Annotated in this window: 12 protein-coding genes; 1 reads left to right on the forward strand and 11 read right to left on the reverse strand. The window is 40.1% G+C overall.

Annotated features, from left to right (window positions below):
- Window positions 1–82 precede the first annotated feature (82 nt).
- The 4 genes from V7112_RS00140 to V7112_RS00155 all read right to left on the reverse strand — a co-directional run bounded on the left by V7112_RS00140 (window position 83) and on the right by V7112_RS00155 (window position 5696).
- Window positions 83–1339, reverse strand: a complete 1257-nt coding sequence (locus tag V7112_RS00140) for a PucR family transcriptional regulator (RefSeq protein ID WP_335413600.1) — start codon at window positions 1337–1339, stop codon at window positions 83–85.
- 132 nt (window positions 1340–1471) lie between these two features.
- The gene (gene putP / locus V7112_RS00145) at window positions 1472–2953 is read right to left on the reverse strand and encodes a sodium/proline symporter PutP (protein WP_335413602.1); all 1482 of its coding nucleotides are present in this window, start codon (window positions 2951–2953) and stop codon (window positions 1472–1474) included.
- Between the two features lie 236 nt (window positions 2954–3189).
- The gene (gene pruA / locus V7112_RS00150; RefSeq protein ID WP_335413604.1) at window positions 3190–4734 is read right to left on the reverse strand and encodes an L-glutamate gamma-semialdehyde dehydrogenase; all 1545 of its coding nucleotides are present in this window, start codon (window positions 4732–4734) and stop codon (window positions 3190–3192) included.
- 44 nt (window positions 4735–4778) lie between these two features.
- A complete protein-coding gene (locus V7112_RS00155) occupies window positions 4779–5696 on the reverse strand; it encodes a proline dehydrogenase (RefSeq protein ID WP_335413607.1) in 918 nt (305 codons plus the stop codon).
- A gap of 380 nt (window positions 5697–6076) precedes the next feature.
- Between V7112_RS00155 and V7112_RS00160 the strand changes: the two genes are divergently transcribed.
- Window positions 6077–6592 (forward strand): MerR family transcriptional regulator, encoded by a 516-nt coding sequence (locus V7112_RS00160; RefSeq protein WP_335413609.1) that lies wholly within the window; start codon window positions 6077–6079, stop codon window positions 6590–6592.
- A gap of 59 nt (window positions 6593–6651) precedes the next feature.
- Here the strand turns inward: V7112_RS00160 and V7112_RS00165 are convergent, their stop codons facing one another.
- From V7112_RS00165 to V7112_RS00195, 7 genes are all read right to left on the reverse strand, one after another.
- On the reverse strand, window positions 6652–7272 hold the full coding sequence (locus V7112_RS00165) for a thymidine kinase (RefSeq protein WP_335413612.1): 621 nt from the start codon (window positions 7270–7272) through the stop codon (window positions 6652–6654).
- Window positions 7273–7448: 176 nt separating this feature from the next.
- The gene (gene rpmE, locus V7112_RS00170; protein WP_335413615.1) at window positions 7449–7649 is read right to left on the reverse strand and encodes a 50S ribosomal protein L31; all 201 of its coding nucleotides are present in this window, start codon (window positions 7647–7649) and stop codon (window positions 7449–7451) included.
- 203 nt (window positions 7650–7852) lie between these two features.
- Complete coding sequence (gene rho, locus V7112_RS00175) at window positions 7853–9145, reverse strand: transcription termination factor Rho (protein ID WP_335413618.1); 1293 nt, start codon at window positions 9143–9145, stop codon at window positions 7853–7855.
- Window positions 9146–9584: 439 nt separating this feature from the next.
- Window positions 9585–10547, reverse strand: coding sequence for a class II fructose-bisphosphatase (gene glpX, locus V7112_RS00180; RefSeq protein WP_335413621.1), 963 nt, complete (start codon window positions 10545–10547; stop codon window positions 9585–9587).
- 363 nt (window positions 10548–10910) lie between these two features.
- Window positions 10911–12197: a UDP-N-acetylglucosamine 1-carboxyvinyltransferase gene (locus V7112_RS00185; RefSeq protein ID WP_335413622.1), complete on the reverse strand. Its 1287-nt coding sequence runs from the start codon at window positions 12195–12197 to the stop codon at window positions 10911–10913.
- Window positions 12198–13009: 812 nt separating this feature from the next.
- Entirely contained in the window at window positions 13010–13867 is an 858-nt protein-coding gene (locus tag V7112_RS00190; protein ID WP_335413625.1) for a class II fructose-bisphosphate aldolase, read from the reverse strand.
- 333 nt (window positions 13868–14200) lie between these two features.
- Complete coding sequence (locus V7112_RS00195; RefSeq protein WP_010677224.1) at window positions 14201–14572, reverse strand: response regulator; 372 nt, start codon at window positions 14570–14572, stop codon at window positions 14201–14203.
- Window positions 14573–14609 lie beyond the last annotated feature (37 nt).

A 14609-nucleotide genomic window follows, 5' to 3' on the forward strand; every position in this document is an offset into this window, starting at 1 on the left:
AATTATAGTATAGGGTACCCATATCGTCAAAGCAAATTACGCTCAAACACGAGATTGGTTTAAGTCACTTTCAGAAAAATCGTCAACGTTCTTTCGACAAAGCTTGGGCGGAACCTGTCAGCTTTTTAAGCTGTAAATCAATATACAGCTGGCATCTCATATTAAAATCATCGAAATCAATCTCTGTTAGGTCGGTGATTTGGTTAAGCCGATATTTTAATGTATTGATGTGAATGAATAGCTGATCGGCTGTCGGCTTCAGGCGGCCATTGTTTAATAAGTAAATTTCTAAGGTTTCCAGTAAATTCGTTTGGCTTTCAAGATCTTTCTTTTGTAGGATCTGAATATCCGCATTTTCATAATTTGTCTCACTTTGTTGTCGATAGATTGTGTCTAAATAACGGAAAATACCCAGTTTCTTAAACTCGTAAACCTGTTGGGTTGGTGACCCAATGAATTTTGCAGCAGCAATCACTTCCTGTGCTTCTGCGTAGCTTTTACTGAGCTGAAGGATAGAAGTATATAGATTGCCAATTCCAGCAAAAACCGTTTGGCTTCTAAACTGGCTTAAAACTGTGTTTGTCAATTCATTAGCACTCTCTGACAATGGTCGTGGATCTGAAGAGGTGCTCCCGATGATGACAACGATATTCAGTTGATCAGTAAGGAGATGAGTCGGTTCGTTGATAGCGTTTGCAAATAACCTCACTTTTTCTCTAAGTTCATCAAAGACATTCTTATCGTACTGTGCCACCGTAAAAACAATCATAAGAAAAGCCTCCGGAAGAATCACTTTCCTATCCGCAGCTTCCCATTTTATTTGATTTTCTGTTTGATAGGTGTTCTCGATTACATTTTTATAAAATTGATCGATTTCTTCGTCATATTTATGTTTTAATTCGCTCTTTTGATAAATAAGCTTTCCAATATGAAAAGACACCTCATGCAAAAATTCAAGCTCATGATCTGATAGTAGATTATCTATTTCTTGGACCCAAATATACCCGAAAATTCTGTCTTTAAATTTCGCACTGACAACCACTCGTTGATTAAGACCAATACTTTTTAATCTCTTCACACGAAAGGGCTCAGGTATGCTTTTTAACTGTTCAACGATTCCTTCATCCATAAATTTTTCTAGAATGCTAGGTGTCCACCGCTTCGTAAAGATTGTTTGTTGATTTGCCTGATCAAACTGATCGATATAATACGAGCTATAGGACAGCAAGGAAAACTGATCACTCTCAATTACGACTGGCTTTTTTAAAAAAGCACTGATTTTATCTGTAATTTGATCGATATCCGTCATGGTCAATATTTCACCCAGTGGCTGGCGCATACAGCTCCTCCTATCTATTAAAATAAACAAATGGTAGTTACCTATTATCATACTTTCATTGGAGTCGATTGTATAGTCATTATTATTCAACAAATGCGAAAAAGCCTACAGCATAAACTGCAGGCTTTTCACTCACTTTTCTTTATTTAGAATATCAAGTGCCTCTGTGAATTCCTTATCAATCTCGGCATTCGGTTGATAGGTCGCCAAACTTACAAGGTACGTAACAACCCAACAGATGATGAAACCAGGAACAATTTCATAAAGTGTATCTGTTAATAATTTTACATTCCCCCAGATCATAACAGTGATGGCACCTGCAACCATTCCCCAAAGTGCACCCTTAGCTGTGATCTTCCTCCAATATAAGGAAAGTAAAATGACTGGACCAAATGATGCGCCAAATCCTGCCCAAGCGAACGATACGATTTTCAAAATGGATTCGTTATTTGGCCAAGCTAGTGCCATCGCGATAATCGAAACGACAAGGACGGCCATTCTTCCTAAAAATACGTATCGCTTATCAGATGCATCTGTCTTAAAGACGGCTTTATACAGGTCTTCAACGAGTGCAGATGAAGTGACAATCAGCTGCGAAGAAATTGTACTCATAATAGCGGCAAGTACAGCTGCAAGCATAATTCCCGCGATAAAAGGATGGAAAATAATCTGCCCCATAACAATGAAAACCGTTTCCTCATCAGGAAGTGTCAAGTTATTTTGATGATAATAAGCAATCCCGATAAGTGCCGTTGCGACAGCACCAAATAGGCTGAGGATCATCCATCCAATTCCGATACGACGTGCGCTTTTTACTTCTTTTACTGAACTGATCGCCATAAAACGAACAATAATATGTGGTTGACCGAAGTAGCCCAGCCCCCATGCAAGCAATGATAAAACCCCTAGGAACGAAGCTCCTGATACAAGGTTCAACATTTGTGGATTCACTTCCCGAATGCTCGCTGCTGTTTCCGAAAGACCACCTGTTAGAAAAATTCCAACTATCGGAACGAGAAGTAGTGCGAAAAACATAATAATCCCTTGAACTACATCCGTATAGCTTACCGCTAAAAATCCACCAAATAAAGTATAGAAAATAACGACGCCTGATACGATCAATAGACCAAGATGATAGTTAAGTCCGAATGAGCTAAGGAAAAACTTACCGCCTGCAACCATTCCAGAAGATACGTAAAACGTAAAGAAGATAAGAATAATAACACCTGAGGCAATACGTAGAAGACGAGATGTATCTTTCAATCGATTTTCCAAATAACTCGGTATCGTAATGGAATCATTCGATACTTGCGTATAGACGCGAAGACGTGGTGCAACGAGTACATAGTTCAAATAAGCACCAGCTGTCAGACCAATCGCAATCCAAGCCTCAACAATTCCGCTTAAATAAATAGCCCCCGGAAGACCCATGAGTAACCATCCCGACATATCTGCTGCTCCGGCACTTAAAGCTGTCACCGCCGGCCCGAGTCCGCGCCCGCCAAGCATGTAATCCGTCAGGTTAGATGTACGTTTGTATGCATACCAACCGATGAACACCATTCCAGCCATGTAAATAATAATTGCTAACAATTGATATATTTCATTGGTCAAAGCAGTTCCCCCTTTTAAAATTGTATCCTCCTATACTATCACATTTTTCAAAATATTATTTCAACGAGTTATATATTACTACTATTTACCACTATTGAAAAATAGAAGTATTATCTTTATATTGTTTTAAAATTGACATCTTTTTATATCGAAGAAGTACAACTGACAGCTTGATCTTTTAGCCAATCCTATCGAAACAGGAAAGATTAACCTTTCGATAGGATTGACTTATTTTCTTATAGCATCTCAGAAGTCGTTTTAGCTTGCATATGAAGTTGTAAGTAATCAGGTCCGCCTGCTTTAGAATCCGTCCCGGACATATTGAATCCTCCGAACGGCTGGTAGCCGACTATTGCACCCGTACAGCCACGATTAAAGTATAGGTTACCGACATGGAAGTCTTCACGGGCCTTCTCAATGTTGGCACGATTTTTTGAAATAACTGCACCTGTTAATCCGTATTCGGTGTTGTTGGCGATTTCAAGCGCATGTTCGAAATCTCTTGCTTTTGTGAACGCGACAACCGGACCAAAAATTTCTTCCTGCATGAGGCGGGCGTTCGGATCAACATCTGCTACAATTGTAGGCTGGACAAAGTAGCCTTTTGAACTGTCCCCTTCCCCGCCGGTGTAGATACGGCCTTCTTCTTTTCCGATTTCTACATAACTCATAATTTTATCAAATGCTGCTTGATCAATGACCGGACCCACAAAATGATTGTCTACTGGGTTACCAACTGTGAGTTCCTTCGTTAGTTCAACTGCACGATGTAATACTTCATCATACACATCTTCTACAATTACAGCTCTAGAACAGGCAGAGCATTTTTGACCGGAGAAACCGAAAGCAGATTTAACAATCGATTGTGCCGCTAATTCCAGGTCTGCCTCCTTGTCAACAACGATCGTATCTTTTCCACCCATTTCCGCGATGACACGCTTCAACCAAATTTGGCCATCATTCAGTTTAGATGCACGTTCAAAAATTCGAAGTCCGACGTCACGAGAACCTGTGAAGGAGACAAAGCGCGTTTTCGGGTGGTCAACAAGATAATCGCCTACTTCAGCTCCACTTCCTGGTACAAAGTTTAAGACACCTGCTGGAAGACCCGCTTCTTCCATAACCTCCACAAACTTCGCAGCGACAACTGGTGTTGTAGAAGCCGGTTTTAATAAGACCGTATTCCCGGTAACAATTGCGGCAACAGTTGTGCCAGCCATAATTGCAAATGGGAAGTTCCAAGGTGAAATAATGATACCAACCCCTAGCGGAATATAGCCATAGCGGTTGTATTCTCCTGGTCGGCTTTCAACTGGTACACCATCTTTGATCCTCAGCATTTGTCGAGCGTAGAACTCCAGAAAGTCGATTGCTTCTGCTGTATCCGCATCCGCTTCATTCCAAGGTTTTCCTGCTTCTTTTGTTAAAAGAGCGGAAAACTCGTGTTTACGGCGACGAATGATGGCCGCGGCTTTAAATAACACGTCTGCACGAGCTTCTGGTTTCGTTTTTTTCCATGTTTCAAACGAAGCAACAGCTGTTTGCATTGCTTTTTCTGCAAGCTCTTTGTTCGCTTTTGACACACTACCAATCACTTCATGCTTATCTGCAGGGTTATACGAGATAATTTTATCTTCTGTCGTTACTTTTTCGTTTCCGATGACTAACGGGTAGTGTTGCCCTAAATACCCTTCAACAAGCTGGAGTGCGTTTTCATATGCCTTTTTATTTTCTGAGTTTGAGAAATCTGTAAATGGTTCATGTTTGTACGGAATCATCATTTTACCTCTCCTTTTCATGTAAAATTGTGTTTATTAGACCATTGTTAGCTTTTGACCATTCCTTTGAAAGCAAATGAAATATTCGCTGGTCTTTCTGCTAACCTCCTCATGAAATAACCATACCAATCCATGCCGTATGGTACATAGACACGGAATTTATACCCTTCTTTGACCAGCTCTAACTGCGTCTTCGTCCTCATACCATAAAGCATTTGGAATTCAAATTGGTCATTTGGAATGTTATGCTTTTTTACTAGTTCTTTTGTATATTCAATCATCGCATCATCATGTGTAGCGATGGCTGTATAGTTACCGCTTAGCAAGCTTTGTTCGATAAGCTTTTTGTAATTCTCATCAACATCTTTCTTTTCAGGAAATGCTACATCTTCTGGCTCTTTATAGGCCCCTTTAACAAGACGCAAAAATGGATTGAGGGAACTAAGTTCTTTTAAATCCTGTTCTGTTCTGTAAAGGTAGGCCTGCAAAACTGTACTGACACAGCTATATTTCTCTCTAAATTGCTTGAATAGATCAATAGTTGCCTGGCAACGCGGTACATCCTCCATGTCAATCGTGACCATAATTTTATGTTTTTCAGCTGTATCAAGGATTCTTGTCATGTTTTCAACAACGAGATCTCTATCAATATCAAGACCTAAAGAAGTCATCTTTACAGACACTTGGGAATCAAGGTTCTCTTCGCTAATCATTCTGATTGTCTGGATACATTCGTCTGTTCGTTCTTTGGCGACCTCTACTGAGTCAACAAATTCTCCTAGATGATCGACTGTAACGGATAATCCTTGTTTATTAAGCTCACGAATAAAATGAATCGAGCTTTGGAAGTCCGTGCCACCAATAATTTTTCCGGCAGCAAAACTCCCGCCTCTTTTTTGGGCGAATTTATTTAGTGTGCTGTTCTTAGATAAAAATAGGAAAAAACCCCTTGTAATCGCTTCCATATAGTATGATACACCCCCAAAAAGTAGTTCTAATCTTATGATTAATTTTACAATTCCATGTTATAGCTCAACAATGTTCATTCAAAACAATAAATCGACTATCCTTTTGTTGGTTTTGGACAATGAAGAAGTTTTCGAGAGAACTACTCTGGGTTTGGCTCAGTTACCGTGACAACTTTCACCAGATTAACGCTCAGCATCTCTCATTTCGTTGTCGAATCGAAAATTTAATGTAGGTTTGCTTCTTTCTTTGACGAAAAGATACTAGTTTTGTCTACACGGAAGGATTTTACCGTTAAAGGGAGAATCGTACTATTAGACAAAGAATCGGGAAAAATGAAAAGCATAGCTGAAGAAGAGAATTAGGGGGAGTGGTTGGTGTGAATACAGCGGAGTTTGCAAAAAAATTGGGCGTTTCAACAAAAACAGTTCGGAAATGGATTAAAATCTTTAATCTATCATGTGAAAAGAATGAATATGGTCATTTTGTGTTTGAGGAAACAGACCTTCCACTGTTCGAAGGGATTCGGAATCAAGTGAAATCTGGAGTCCCATCTGATAAAATCAAACTATCACCACCAGAGCCTAGGAAGGGGACCGCACGGAAAATGGTACAAGCTTCAGATAAAACTCTCTCGGAAAAATTAAATGCGATAATGGATCGGATCAAGGAGAACGAAAGACAGATTGCGGAAAAAGCAAGTGATGTGGTATCCTACCAGCTTTTGCAGCATCGCAAGGAAATCGATGAGATACAAAAAAGGATGCAGAAAATGGAAGCATACATTGAGCAGCTTGAAAGGGAAAAAGAAGAACTTCAAAAACAAACAGAAATTACCCTTGAAAAAGTGGAAGGTTCTAGAAAACGTAAAAAAGTACTTGGGTTTCTATTTTAAGATCAGGCCAGACAGCCTGGTCTTTTTTCATGAACAAAAAAGCACCCCCTCGGAGCGCCTTATAGTGTCATTGTATCCTTTTGTATAACTGATTTAAGTAATGGTTTTCCTGGTACTTCATGATGGTGACGGCAACGCGGCTCGTATGACTCCGAAGCACCGACTAAAATAACCGGATCATCATAGGATGCTGGTTGTCCATTGATTAAACGCTGTGTTCTGCTTGAAGGAGAACCACATACAGAGCAAACTGCCTGAAGTTTCGTTACAAGCTCGGCCAACGAAAGAAGCTCTGGAACCTTTCCAAACGGTTCGCCGCGGAAGTCTTGATCCAAGCCAGCAACGATGACGCGGTGGCCATGGTTTGCGAGAACTTGCACAACCTCGACAATTTCAGCATCAAAAAATTGTACTTCGTCAATCGCAACGACATCTGTATCTGCGGAAACCTGCTCCAAAATCTCAGCGGATGTTGCCACTGGTTTTGCAACAAAGGATGTCCCATTATGAGATACAACAGAATTTTCACTATATCGATTATCAATTTGAGGCTTAAACACCTGAACGGATTGTCTTGCAAATTCAGTACGACGAACACGTCGAATCAACTCTTCGGATTTTCCTGAAAACATGCTTCCACAAATTACTTCAAGCCAGCCACTTTGCTTCATAATATACATGAAACGAAGGTCTCCTTTCCTCGGTTGTTTCTAGTCTTAAGTTAACTATTGACCGTAAGTATGAGGATTATTTTCTATGGGGTAAAAAAGAATGAATGCGAGAAAAATAGGTCTAGTAGCACAAAAAACAGGCAAGAAGAAAAAACTTGCCTGTTTTTGGCTTTTCAAATCGGTAATTATTTAATACCGTATTTTTTGTTGAATTTATCTACACGTCCACCTGCATCAGCGAATTTTTGACGGCCTGTATAGAATGGGTGACACTCTGAGCATACCTCAACGCGTAACGCCTCTTTTACAGAACCAGTTTCAAATTCGTTTCCACAAGCACATTTCACCATAACTTTTTTGTAGTTTGGATGAATTCCTGATTTCATTCGTCTCATCTCCTTCCGCCCTGAATCATTGATCGAAACAGAGTTACGTTTTAGCAAAATTGCATGTACAATTTCAAAAACCTAAAACGCACATGTTGAAATTATAACAAGTGAAGCCGTGAATTGCAACTTAATCCTGCTGTTAAAAAACGTTAATTTTTCCAACATGAATTTCAGCGCGGAATCACGACACCGCACACTTCTTACGCCTCAGGCCTACTGCTGTTTCTTCTTGCGGCTGCCGCTTTTTTTTCTGCTTCAAGCATTTCAAAGAACTCTGCATTTGTTTTAGTTTGCTTAAGTTTTCGTAAAAATTTCTCTGCAAAATCTGGTGAATCTGACATTGCTTTTCGGATGGCCCAGATTTTATCGAGCTTGTCTTTTTCAATAAGTAGCTCTTCTTTTCGTGTTCCAGAGCGACGAATATCAATGGCAGGGAAAATACGTCTCTCAGCAAGTGAGCGATCTAAGTGAAGCTCCATGTTACCAGTACCCTTAAATTCCTCATAAATGACATCATCCATACGTGATCCTGTGTCAACAAGTGCAGTCGCTAAGATGGTTAAACTTCCACCCTCTTCAATATTTCTTGCTGCTCCGAAGAAGCGCTTAGGACGGTGGAATGCAGCAGGGTCAATCCCCCCTGATAACGTACGTCCACTTGGAGGAATAACAAGGTTATAAGCTCTTGCTAGACGTGTGATACTATCCATAAGAATAATCACGTCACGTTTGTGTTCAACAAGGCGCATTGCTCTTTCAAGTACTAGTTCAGCAACCTTAATATGGTTTTCAGGAACTTCGTCAAAAGTAGAACTTACAACATCTCCTGTAACAGAGCGTTCGATGTCTGTAACCTCTTCTGGGCGCTCGTCAATTAATAATACAATCAATTCAGCCTCTGGATGGTTTGTCGTAATGCTATTTGCGATTTCCTTAATCAGCATGGTCTTACCAGCCTTTGGAGGCGCTACAATTAGTCCACGTTGTCCGAAACCAACTGGAGCTAAAATGTCCATAATTCGTGTTGAAATATGGTTTGGTTTCGTTTCTAAAATCACTTGACGATTTGGATATAGGGCTGTTAAACCAGGAAAGTGGACACGTTCCTTTGCAGATTCTGGGTCATCCCCGTTAACAGCTTCAACGTGAAGAAGACCGTAATAACGTTCATTTTCTTTTGGAGGACGAACTTTTCCTGATACCTTATCCCCATTTCGTAGGTCAAAACGACGGATTTGGGAGGCTGAAATGTAGATATCCTCTGAGGATGGTGAATAATTGATTGGGCGTAAGAATCCGAATCCTTCAGATTGGATAATCTCAAGTACACCCTCCATAAATAAAAGGCCATCCTGCTCAGCACGGGCTTTTAGGATTGCAAAAATTAACTCTTTCTTCGTTAATTTGCTATAGTAGGAAACCTTAAATTCACGTGCTAATTCATATAATTCTTTTAGCTTCATGTTTTCTAGGCTTGAAATTGTAATACTCATTCGTACACCACTCTTTGTTTATTAGTTTTTTCTATTTCTCGTAATGCTTTCCAATTGGATGGCTAATAACTTTCAGCAGATACGCTAAAGCGCATTTGATGATCGGTTCATTCGTCCATCATATAAAAGCGTTTTCTCATTTTCTCCTCTTAGACATAAAGAGACACTATGAAACATTTTATATGAATTGATTTGGATGGAATGATATAGAAGCATTCTGAGGATTGCATAGAAGTTTTCTCGCGGTACTCATTTTTTAGTTAGGTAAATGAAATCCCTAATTTTGAATTGATTAGAAGCAATATGTCCACTAATATCTTCTTTATTTTACCCTATTCTCGTATTTTTAATCAATACCCTTATTTTGATAGAGTTATGACGGTTTGATGGCAAAATCCTTGTTTATAAAGAGAAGCGAGTACAAAGACTCGCCTCAACTCTATTTAATTACTAAATTTGGCTTTTTCTTCAAGCTATGTCTGCCGTCTATGAATCTAACAGTTCCAGATTTCGCACGCATAACGAGAGAGTGAGTTGTTCCGATTGATCCTTTAAATTGAACACCGCGTAAAAGCTCACCATCCGTGACACCCGTTGCTGCAAAAATCGCGTCGTCGCCTCTTACTAAATCTTCCATTCCAAAGACTTTTGAAACATCGAGTCCCATTTTAATACAACGAGCTAATTCTTCATCTGTTTGCGGGAGAAGCTTTCCTTGGATTTCTCCCCCTAAACATTTTAGCGCGACTGCTGAAAGGACACCCTCAGGAGCACCACCTGAACCAAATAAAATGTCTACACCTGTATGATCGAATGCTGTATTAATCGCCCCTGCAACATCACCGTCATTAATTAACTTAATACGAGCACCTGCCTCACGCAGCTGTGCAATGATATGCTCATGTCTTGGTCGATTTAATACTGTTGCCACAACATCTTCAATATCCTTATTTTTTGCTTTTGCGACTGCTTTTAGGTTATCGATAATCGGTGCGTTAATGTCGATTAACCCAACTGCTTCGGGGCCAACTGCGATTTTTTCCATATACATATCTGGAGCATGAAGCAAATTCCCATGATCAGCTACTGCCAGTACGGAAAGCGCATTCCATCCGCCGGACGCCAAAATATTGGTTCCTTCAAGTGGGTCGACCGCAACGTCCACTCTTGGTCCGTAGCCATTTCCAAGCTTTTCGCCAATGTAAAGCATTGGGGCCTCGTCCATTTCTCCTTCGCCAATGACAACCTGTCCCTTCATTGGGATTGTATCGAATACATCTCTCATTGCAGAGGTTGCAGCACCGTCCGCCTCATCTTTTTTACCGCGCCCCATCCAACGAGCTGATGCCAACGCTGCTGCTTCTGTAACACGTACAAGTTCCATTGATAAGCTTCTTTCCATGATCCTTCCCCCTCGCTGATAGTAGTCTCTCTCTTTTTCGACTATTTAACATTTTATTTCCATAACATAATAACGTTTTCTCTCTACTTTTTCATCTGTCCAGTTCCAGCTCGCAGCGACTAGCGAGACTTCCCTCACCCTTCGTACGATAAGCTCAACATCGAACCGCTACGCGCTTCGTGTTTCCTTTATCTCCCTAAAGGAACACAGACTAAAAACGCCACATCCTGTGGCAACGTCTGTGTGACCCACATCATTTGGGCCTCAGTACGTACGTCGCTAAACGCTCGCTTGCACTTTTCCTTTTAAGGATACATGAAAACTCCCACTTTTTGTAGTGGGAGTTCAGAAGTTTTTGTTCAATTAGGAATTTTGCAGTTGTTCGATTTCATCTTCTGTTAAACTTTCTCTCCAAATTGTTGCGCCTAAGCCTGTTAGTTTTTCTTCTAAATGGCTATAGCCTCGGTCAATATGTTCAAGGCCCGTAATTTCTGTTATGCCTTCTGCCATAAGACCTGCAACAACAAGTGCCGCACCTGCACGTAAGTCACTTGCCTTTACTTTCGCACCTTGAAGCTGAACAGGTCCAGTTACAATTGCTGAACGGCCTTCAACTTTAATTTGTGCATTCATGCGACGAAGCTCATCGATATGCTTAAATCTTGCACCATAAATCGTATCCGTTACTACGCCTGTTCCAGTTGCTTTTGTGAGCAAGGATGTAAAAGGCTGTTGAAGATCAGTTGGGAAACCTGGATAGACAAGTGTTTTAATATCTACTGATTTTAAATCTTTGTTTCCAGCCACCCAGATTTGGTCGTCACTTGTTTCAACAGTTACACCCATTTCACGGAACTTAGCAATCAAGGATTCCAAGTGAAGTGGGATCACATTATCAATTAAAACACCTTCACCCATAGCGGCACCAATAATCATATATGTACCAGCTTCAATGCGGTCAGGAATAATCGTATGACGGCAACCCTGTAAGGAATCAACGCCATCGATTCGGATGACATCTGTTCCAGCTCCTTTAATTTTTGCACCCATACTTGTTAATAATGTCGCAACATCAATAATTTCCGGTTCCTTTGCAGCATTTTCAATGACAGTACGTCCCTTTGCACGCACCGCTGCCAGCATGATATTAATGGTTGCTCCAACACTTACTACGTCAAGGTAAATACGAGCACCTCTTAGCTCATCTGCACGTAGGTAGATTGCACCTTGTTCGTTCGTCACTTTTGCACCTAGTGCTTCAAAGCCCTTAATATGTTGGTCAATTGGTCTTGGACCTAGATGACAGCCACCTGGTAAGCCAATTACAGCCTTTTTAAAACGACCGAGCATTGCGCCCATTAAGTAATAGGATGCACGAAGCTTCTTTACTTTTCCGTTCGGTAATGGCATTGACACAATATTGGATGGGTCAACGAAAATTTCTTCTTTACTTATCTCTACATGGCCCCCGATTTCTTCAAGCAAACCACCTAAAATTTGCACGTCTGAAATATCAGGTAGACCTTCAATTGTAACTGGCGTTTCTGCAAGGATTGTTGCTGGGATGAGGGCAACCGCACTATTCTTTGCCCCACTTATTTTTACAGATCCTTTTAGTGGATAACCGCCTGCTATTTTAAGTTTTTCCATATGTGGCTCCCTTCTAGCGAAGATGACGGTTTTGTAAGGGAAACCTTGAATTGCCACGGATACAACCCGTCCGGTGACCATTGACTAAATAAAATCTAGCGTTAGGCAGTTCTTTTCCCTTATTTACATTACGTAAAACGTAACAGCACTTCACTCGAATTGGTATATTTTAACATAAATTTACTGCGTGATTGTTCAAGTATTAATTTCTAGTTTACACGAAATTATTAATAATCATGTATCATTTTATACTGTTTCGCAAAAACAATCAAATACACCCACTAAAGATATTTCTTTAGGGAAAATTCCATAGGACTTAAGTTATACTTCTTCATTTTTGTTTTTGAGATATAGTTTTTTGAAGTTAAGTGTGATTGAAGTGAATCTAGTTGAAGGTCTAAGTTATATACGTTACAACGTTCGTCTATGTTTCATAACAATGGGTAAGTTACGTCAATCAGCTCCTTCCACGTTTTTATGTGTTGATGATCTGTAATTACCCCTAGACTCCCATTTAAACTGGCAAGTATTTTTCAAAAATCGCCTTGCACTTTTCTTAGTGTCCAGCTTCAGGCGCAATCGGTTCTCTGGTCTAAGCCAATCGCATCGGAAGGTAAAGGGCACCTTCTGTCAGCGCTCGTCTTATGCTTGTCACCGATAAGCGGGCGCCTGAAGCTTTTCTTATTATAACGCAAGAAAACCGCTATCTCCAAATCACGTTATAAATAACAGGAAATAAGCGGTTTTTCTATATGGTCTGGAGACAAATCTCCATTCTATTTAATTAGACGTTTACGATTCAAAAAGGTTTCTTACGCTCTTCCAGAAGAACCGAATTCACGCATTTTGCCTTTTACTGTTTCACGAATAGCATCGCGAGCAGGTCCTAAGTATTTACGTGGATCATACTCTTCTGTCTTAACTGCTAATGTTTCGCGAACTGCTTTCGCAGAAGCAATTTGGTTTTCTGTATTTACATTGATTTTAGCAGTTCCAAGAGAAATTGACTTTTGGATATCCTTTGTAGGAATACCAGTTCCGCCGTGAAGTACTAGTGGTAAACCAGTTTTCTTCCCGATCTCTTCCATCTCTGCAAAACCAAGGTTTGGTTCACCTTTGTAAGGACCGTGAACAGAACCTAGAGCAGGCGCTAAGCAGTCGATGCCAGTGCGGTTAACAAGCTCAACACACTCATTTACATCTGCATAAATAACACCTTCAGCTATCACGTCATCCTCTTGTCCACCAACTGTACCAAGCTCAGCTTCTACTGAAACTCCGTGGAAGTGTGCAAGTTCAACAACTTTAGAAGTAATCTCAATGTTCTCTTCAAATGGATGATGAGAAGCATCGATCATAACAGATGTGAATCCAGCGTGAATAGCTTTCGCACAATTCTCAAAAGAAGAACCGTGATCAAGATGGATAGCAACTGGAACAGTAACCTTATAGTCTTCCATTAGTGCTTTTACCATCGCAACAACAGTATTGAATCCACCCATATAACGGCCAGCACCTTCAGAAACACCTAGAATAACTGGTGAATTTTCTTCTTGTGCAGCTTGTAAAATTGCTTGTGTAAACTCAAGGTTATTTAAGTTAAATTGACCTACTGCATAACCTTCTGCTTTTGCTTTTTCAAGCATTTCTTTCATTGAAACCAAAGGCATGTGAATTTCCTCCTTTTGTACCGTTTTTATGTAGGGAAAAGTCCCTGTGCACATAGAACCACGGCAAAGAAACGCCGGGGTTAATTGTATACCTATTCCAAAGATTTCGTATCACCTAATAGAATGACCGAAACAAAATCATAATATGTAAGCTGAAGATAGAAAAATCAACAGACAAAAAGCACACAAAATGCCTTTTGCGTTAAGGAATAGCAACAATACAGTACTAAGCATATCACAAGATTTTGATTTCGCAAGGGACCATTAATTCGCGTTTTTACCATGAAGCGTTTACATTTTTGTAACAACAAGGTTTTGTATTTTTTGTGTTTTTTATTCGGATTTTAATGGGATATTTGCTCTAACTGCTTCGCGTAGCTCGTCAATGTCAAAAGGCTTCGCAAAATGGGTAATTGCTCCCAAATCCTTCGCTTCCTGGATCATATCAAGTTCGCCGTAAGCTGTCATAATAATGACTCGAATATCCTGATTAATTTTTTTTAGTCTTTTTAAGATTTCAATCCCGTCCATACCAGGGATTTTCATATCTAGTAAAACTAAATCTGGAGAGTGTTTTTGAACGATATCGATTGCTTGTACTCCATTAGCTGCTTGGAATGTCTTGTAACCTTCTTTTTGAAAAACTTCGTTTAACAGTATTCGTATTCCGTATTGGTCATCCACAATTAAGATTTTCTCTGACATTCTTTTAAAAACCCCCCTTAAAATAGATAAAAATAAT

This window comes from Bacillus sp. JJ1566 (assembly GCF_036962685.1).
GTDB lineage: Bacteria > Bacillota > Bacilli > Bacillales > Bacillaceae_L > Ferdinandcohnia.

What these genes read in the sequence shown, in the direction of transcription:
- V7112_RS00165 (WP_335413612.1), bottom strand. Translation starts at nt 7,272, where the DNA reads ATGTATATTATGAAGCAAAGTGGCTGGCTTGAAGTAATTTGTGGAAGC.
- rho (WP_335413618.1), bottom strand. Translation starts at nt 9,145, where the DNA reads ATGAGTATTACAATTTCAAGCCTAGAAAACATGAAGCTAAAAGAATTA.
- glpX (WP_335413621.1), bottom strand. Translation starts at nt 10,547, where the DNA reads ATGGAAAGAAGCTTATCAATGGAACTTGTACGTGTTACAGAAGCAGCA.
- V7112_RS00185 (WP_335413622.1), bottom strand. Translation starts at nt 12,197, where the DNA reads ATGGAAAAACTTAAAATAGCAGGCGGTTATCCACTAAAAGGATCTGTA.
- V7112_RS00190 (WP_335413625.1), bottom strand. Translation starts at nt 13,867, where the DNA reads ATGCCTTTGGTTTCAATGAAAGAAATGCTTGAAAAAGCAAAAGCAGAA.
- V7112_RS00195 (WP_010677224.1), bottom strand. Translation starts at nt 14,572, where the DNA reads ATGTCAGAGAAAATCTTAATTGTGGATGACCAATACGGAATACGAATA.
- V7112_RS00140 (WP_335413600.1), bottom strand. Translation starts at nt 1,339, where the DNA reads ATGCGCCAGCCACTGGGTGAAATATTGACCATGACGGATATCGATCAA.
- rpmE (WP_335413615.1), bottom strand. Translation starts at nt 7,649, where the DNA reads ATGAAATCAGGAATTCATCCAAACTACAAAAAAGTTATGGTGAAATGT.
- V7112_RS00155 (WP_335413607.1), bottom strand. Translation starts at nt 5,696, where the DNA reads ATGGAAGCGATTACAAGGGGTTTTTTCCTATTTTTATCTAAGAACAGC.
- pruA (WP_335413604.1), bottom strand. Translation starts at nt 4,734, where the DNA reads ATGATGATTCCGTACAAACATGAACCATTTACAGATTTCTCAAACTCA.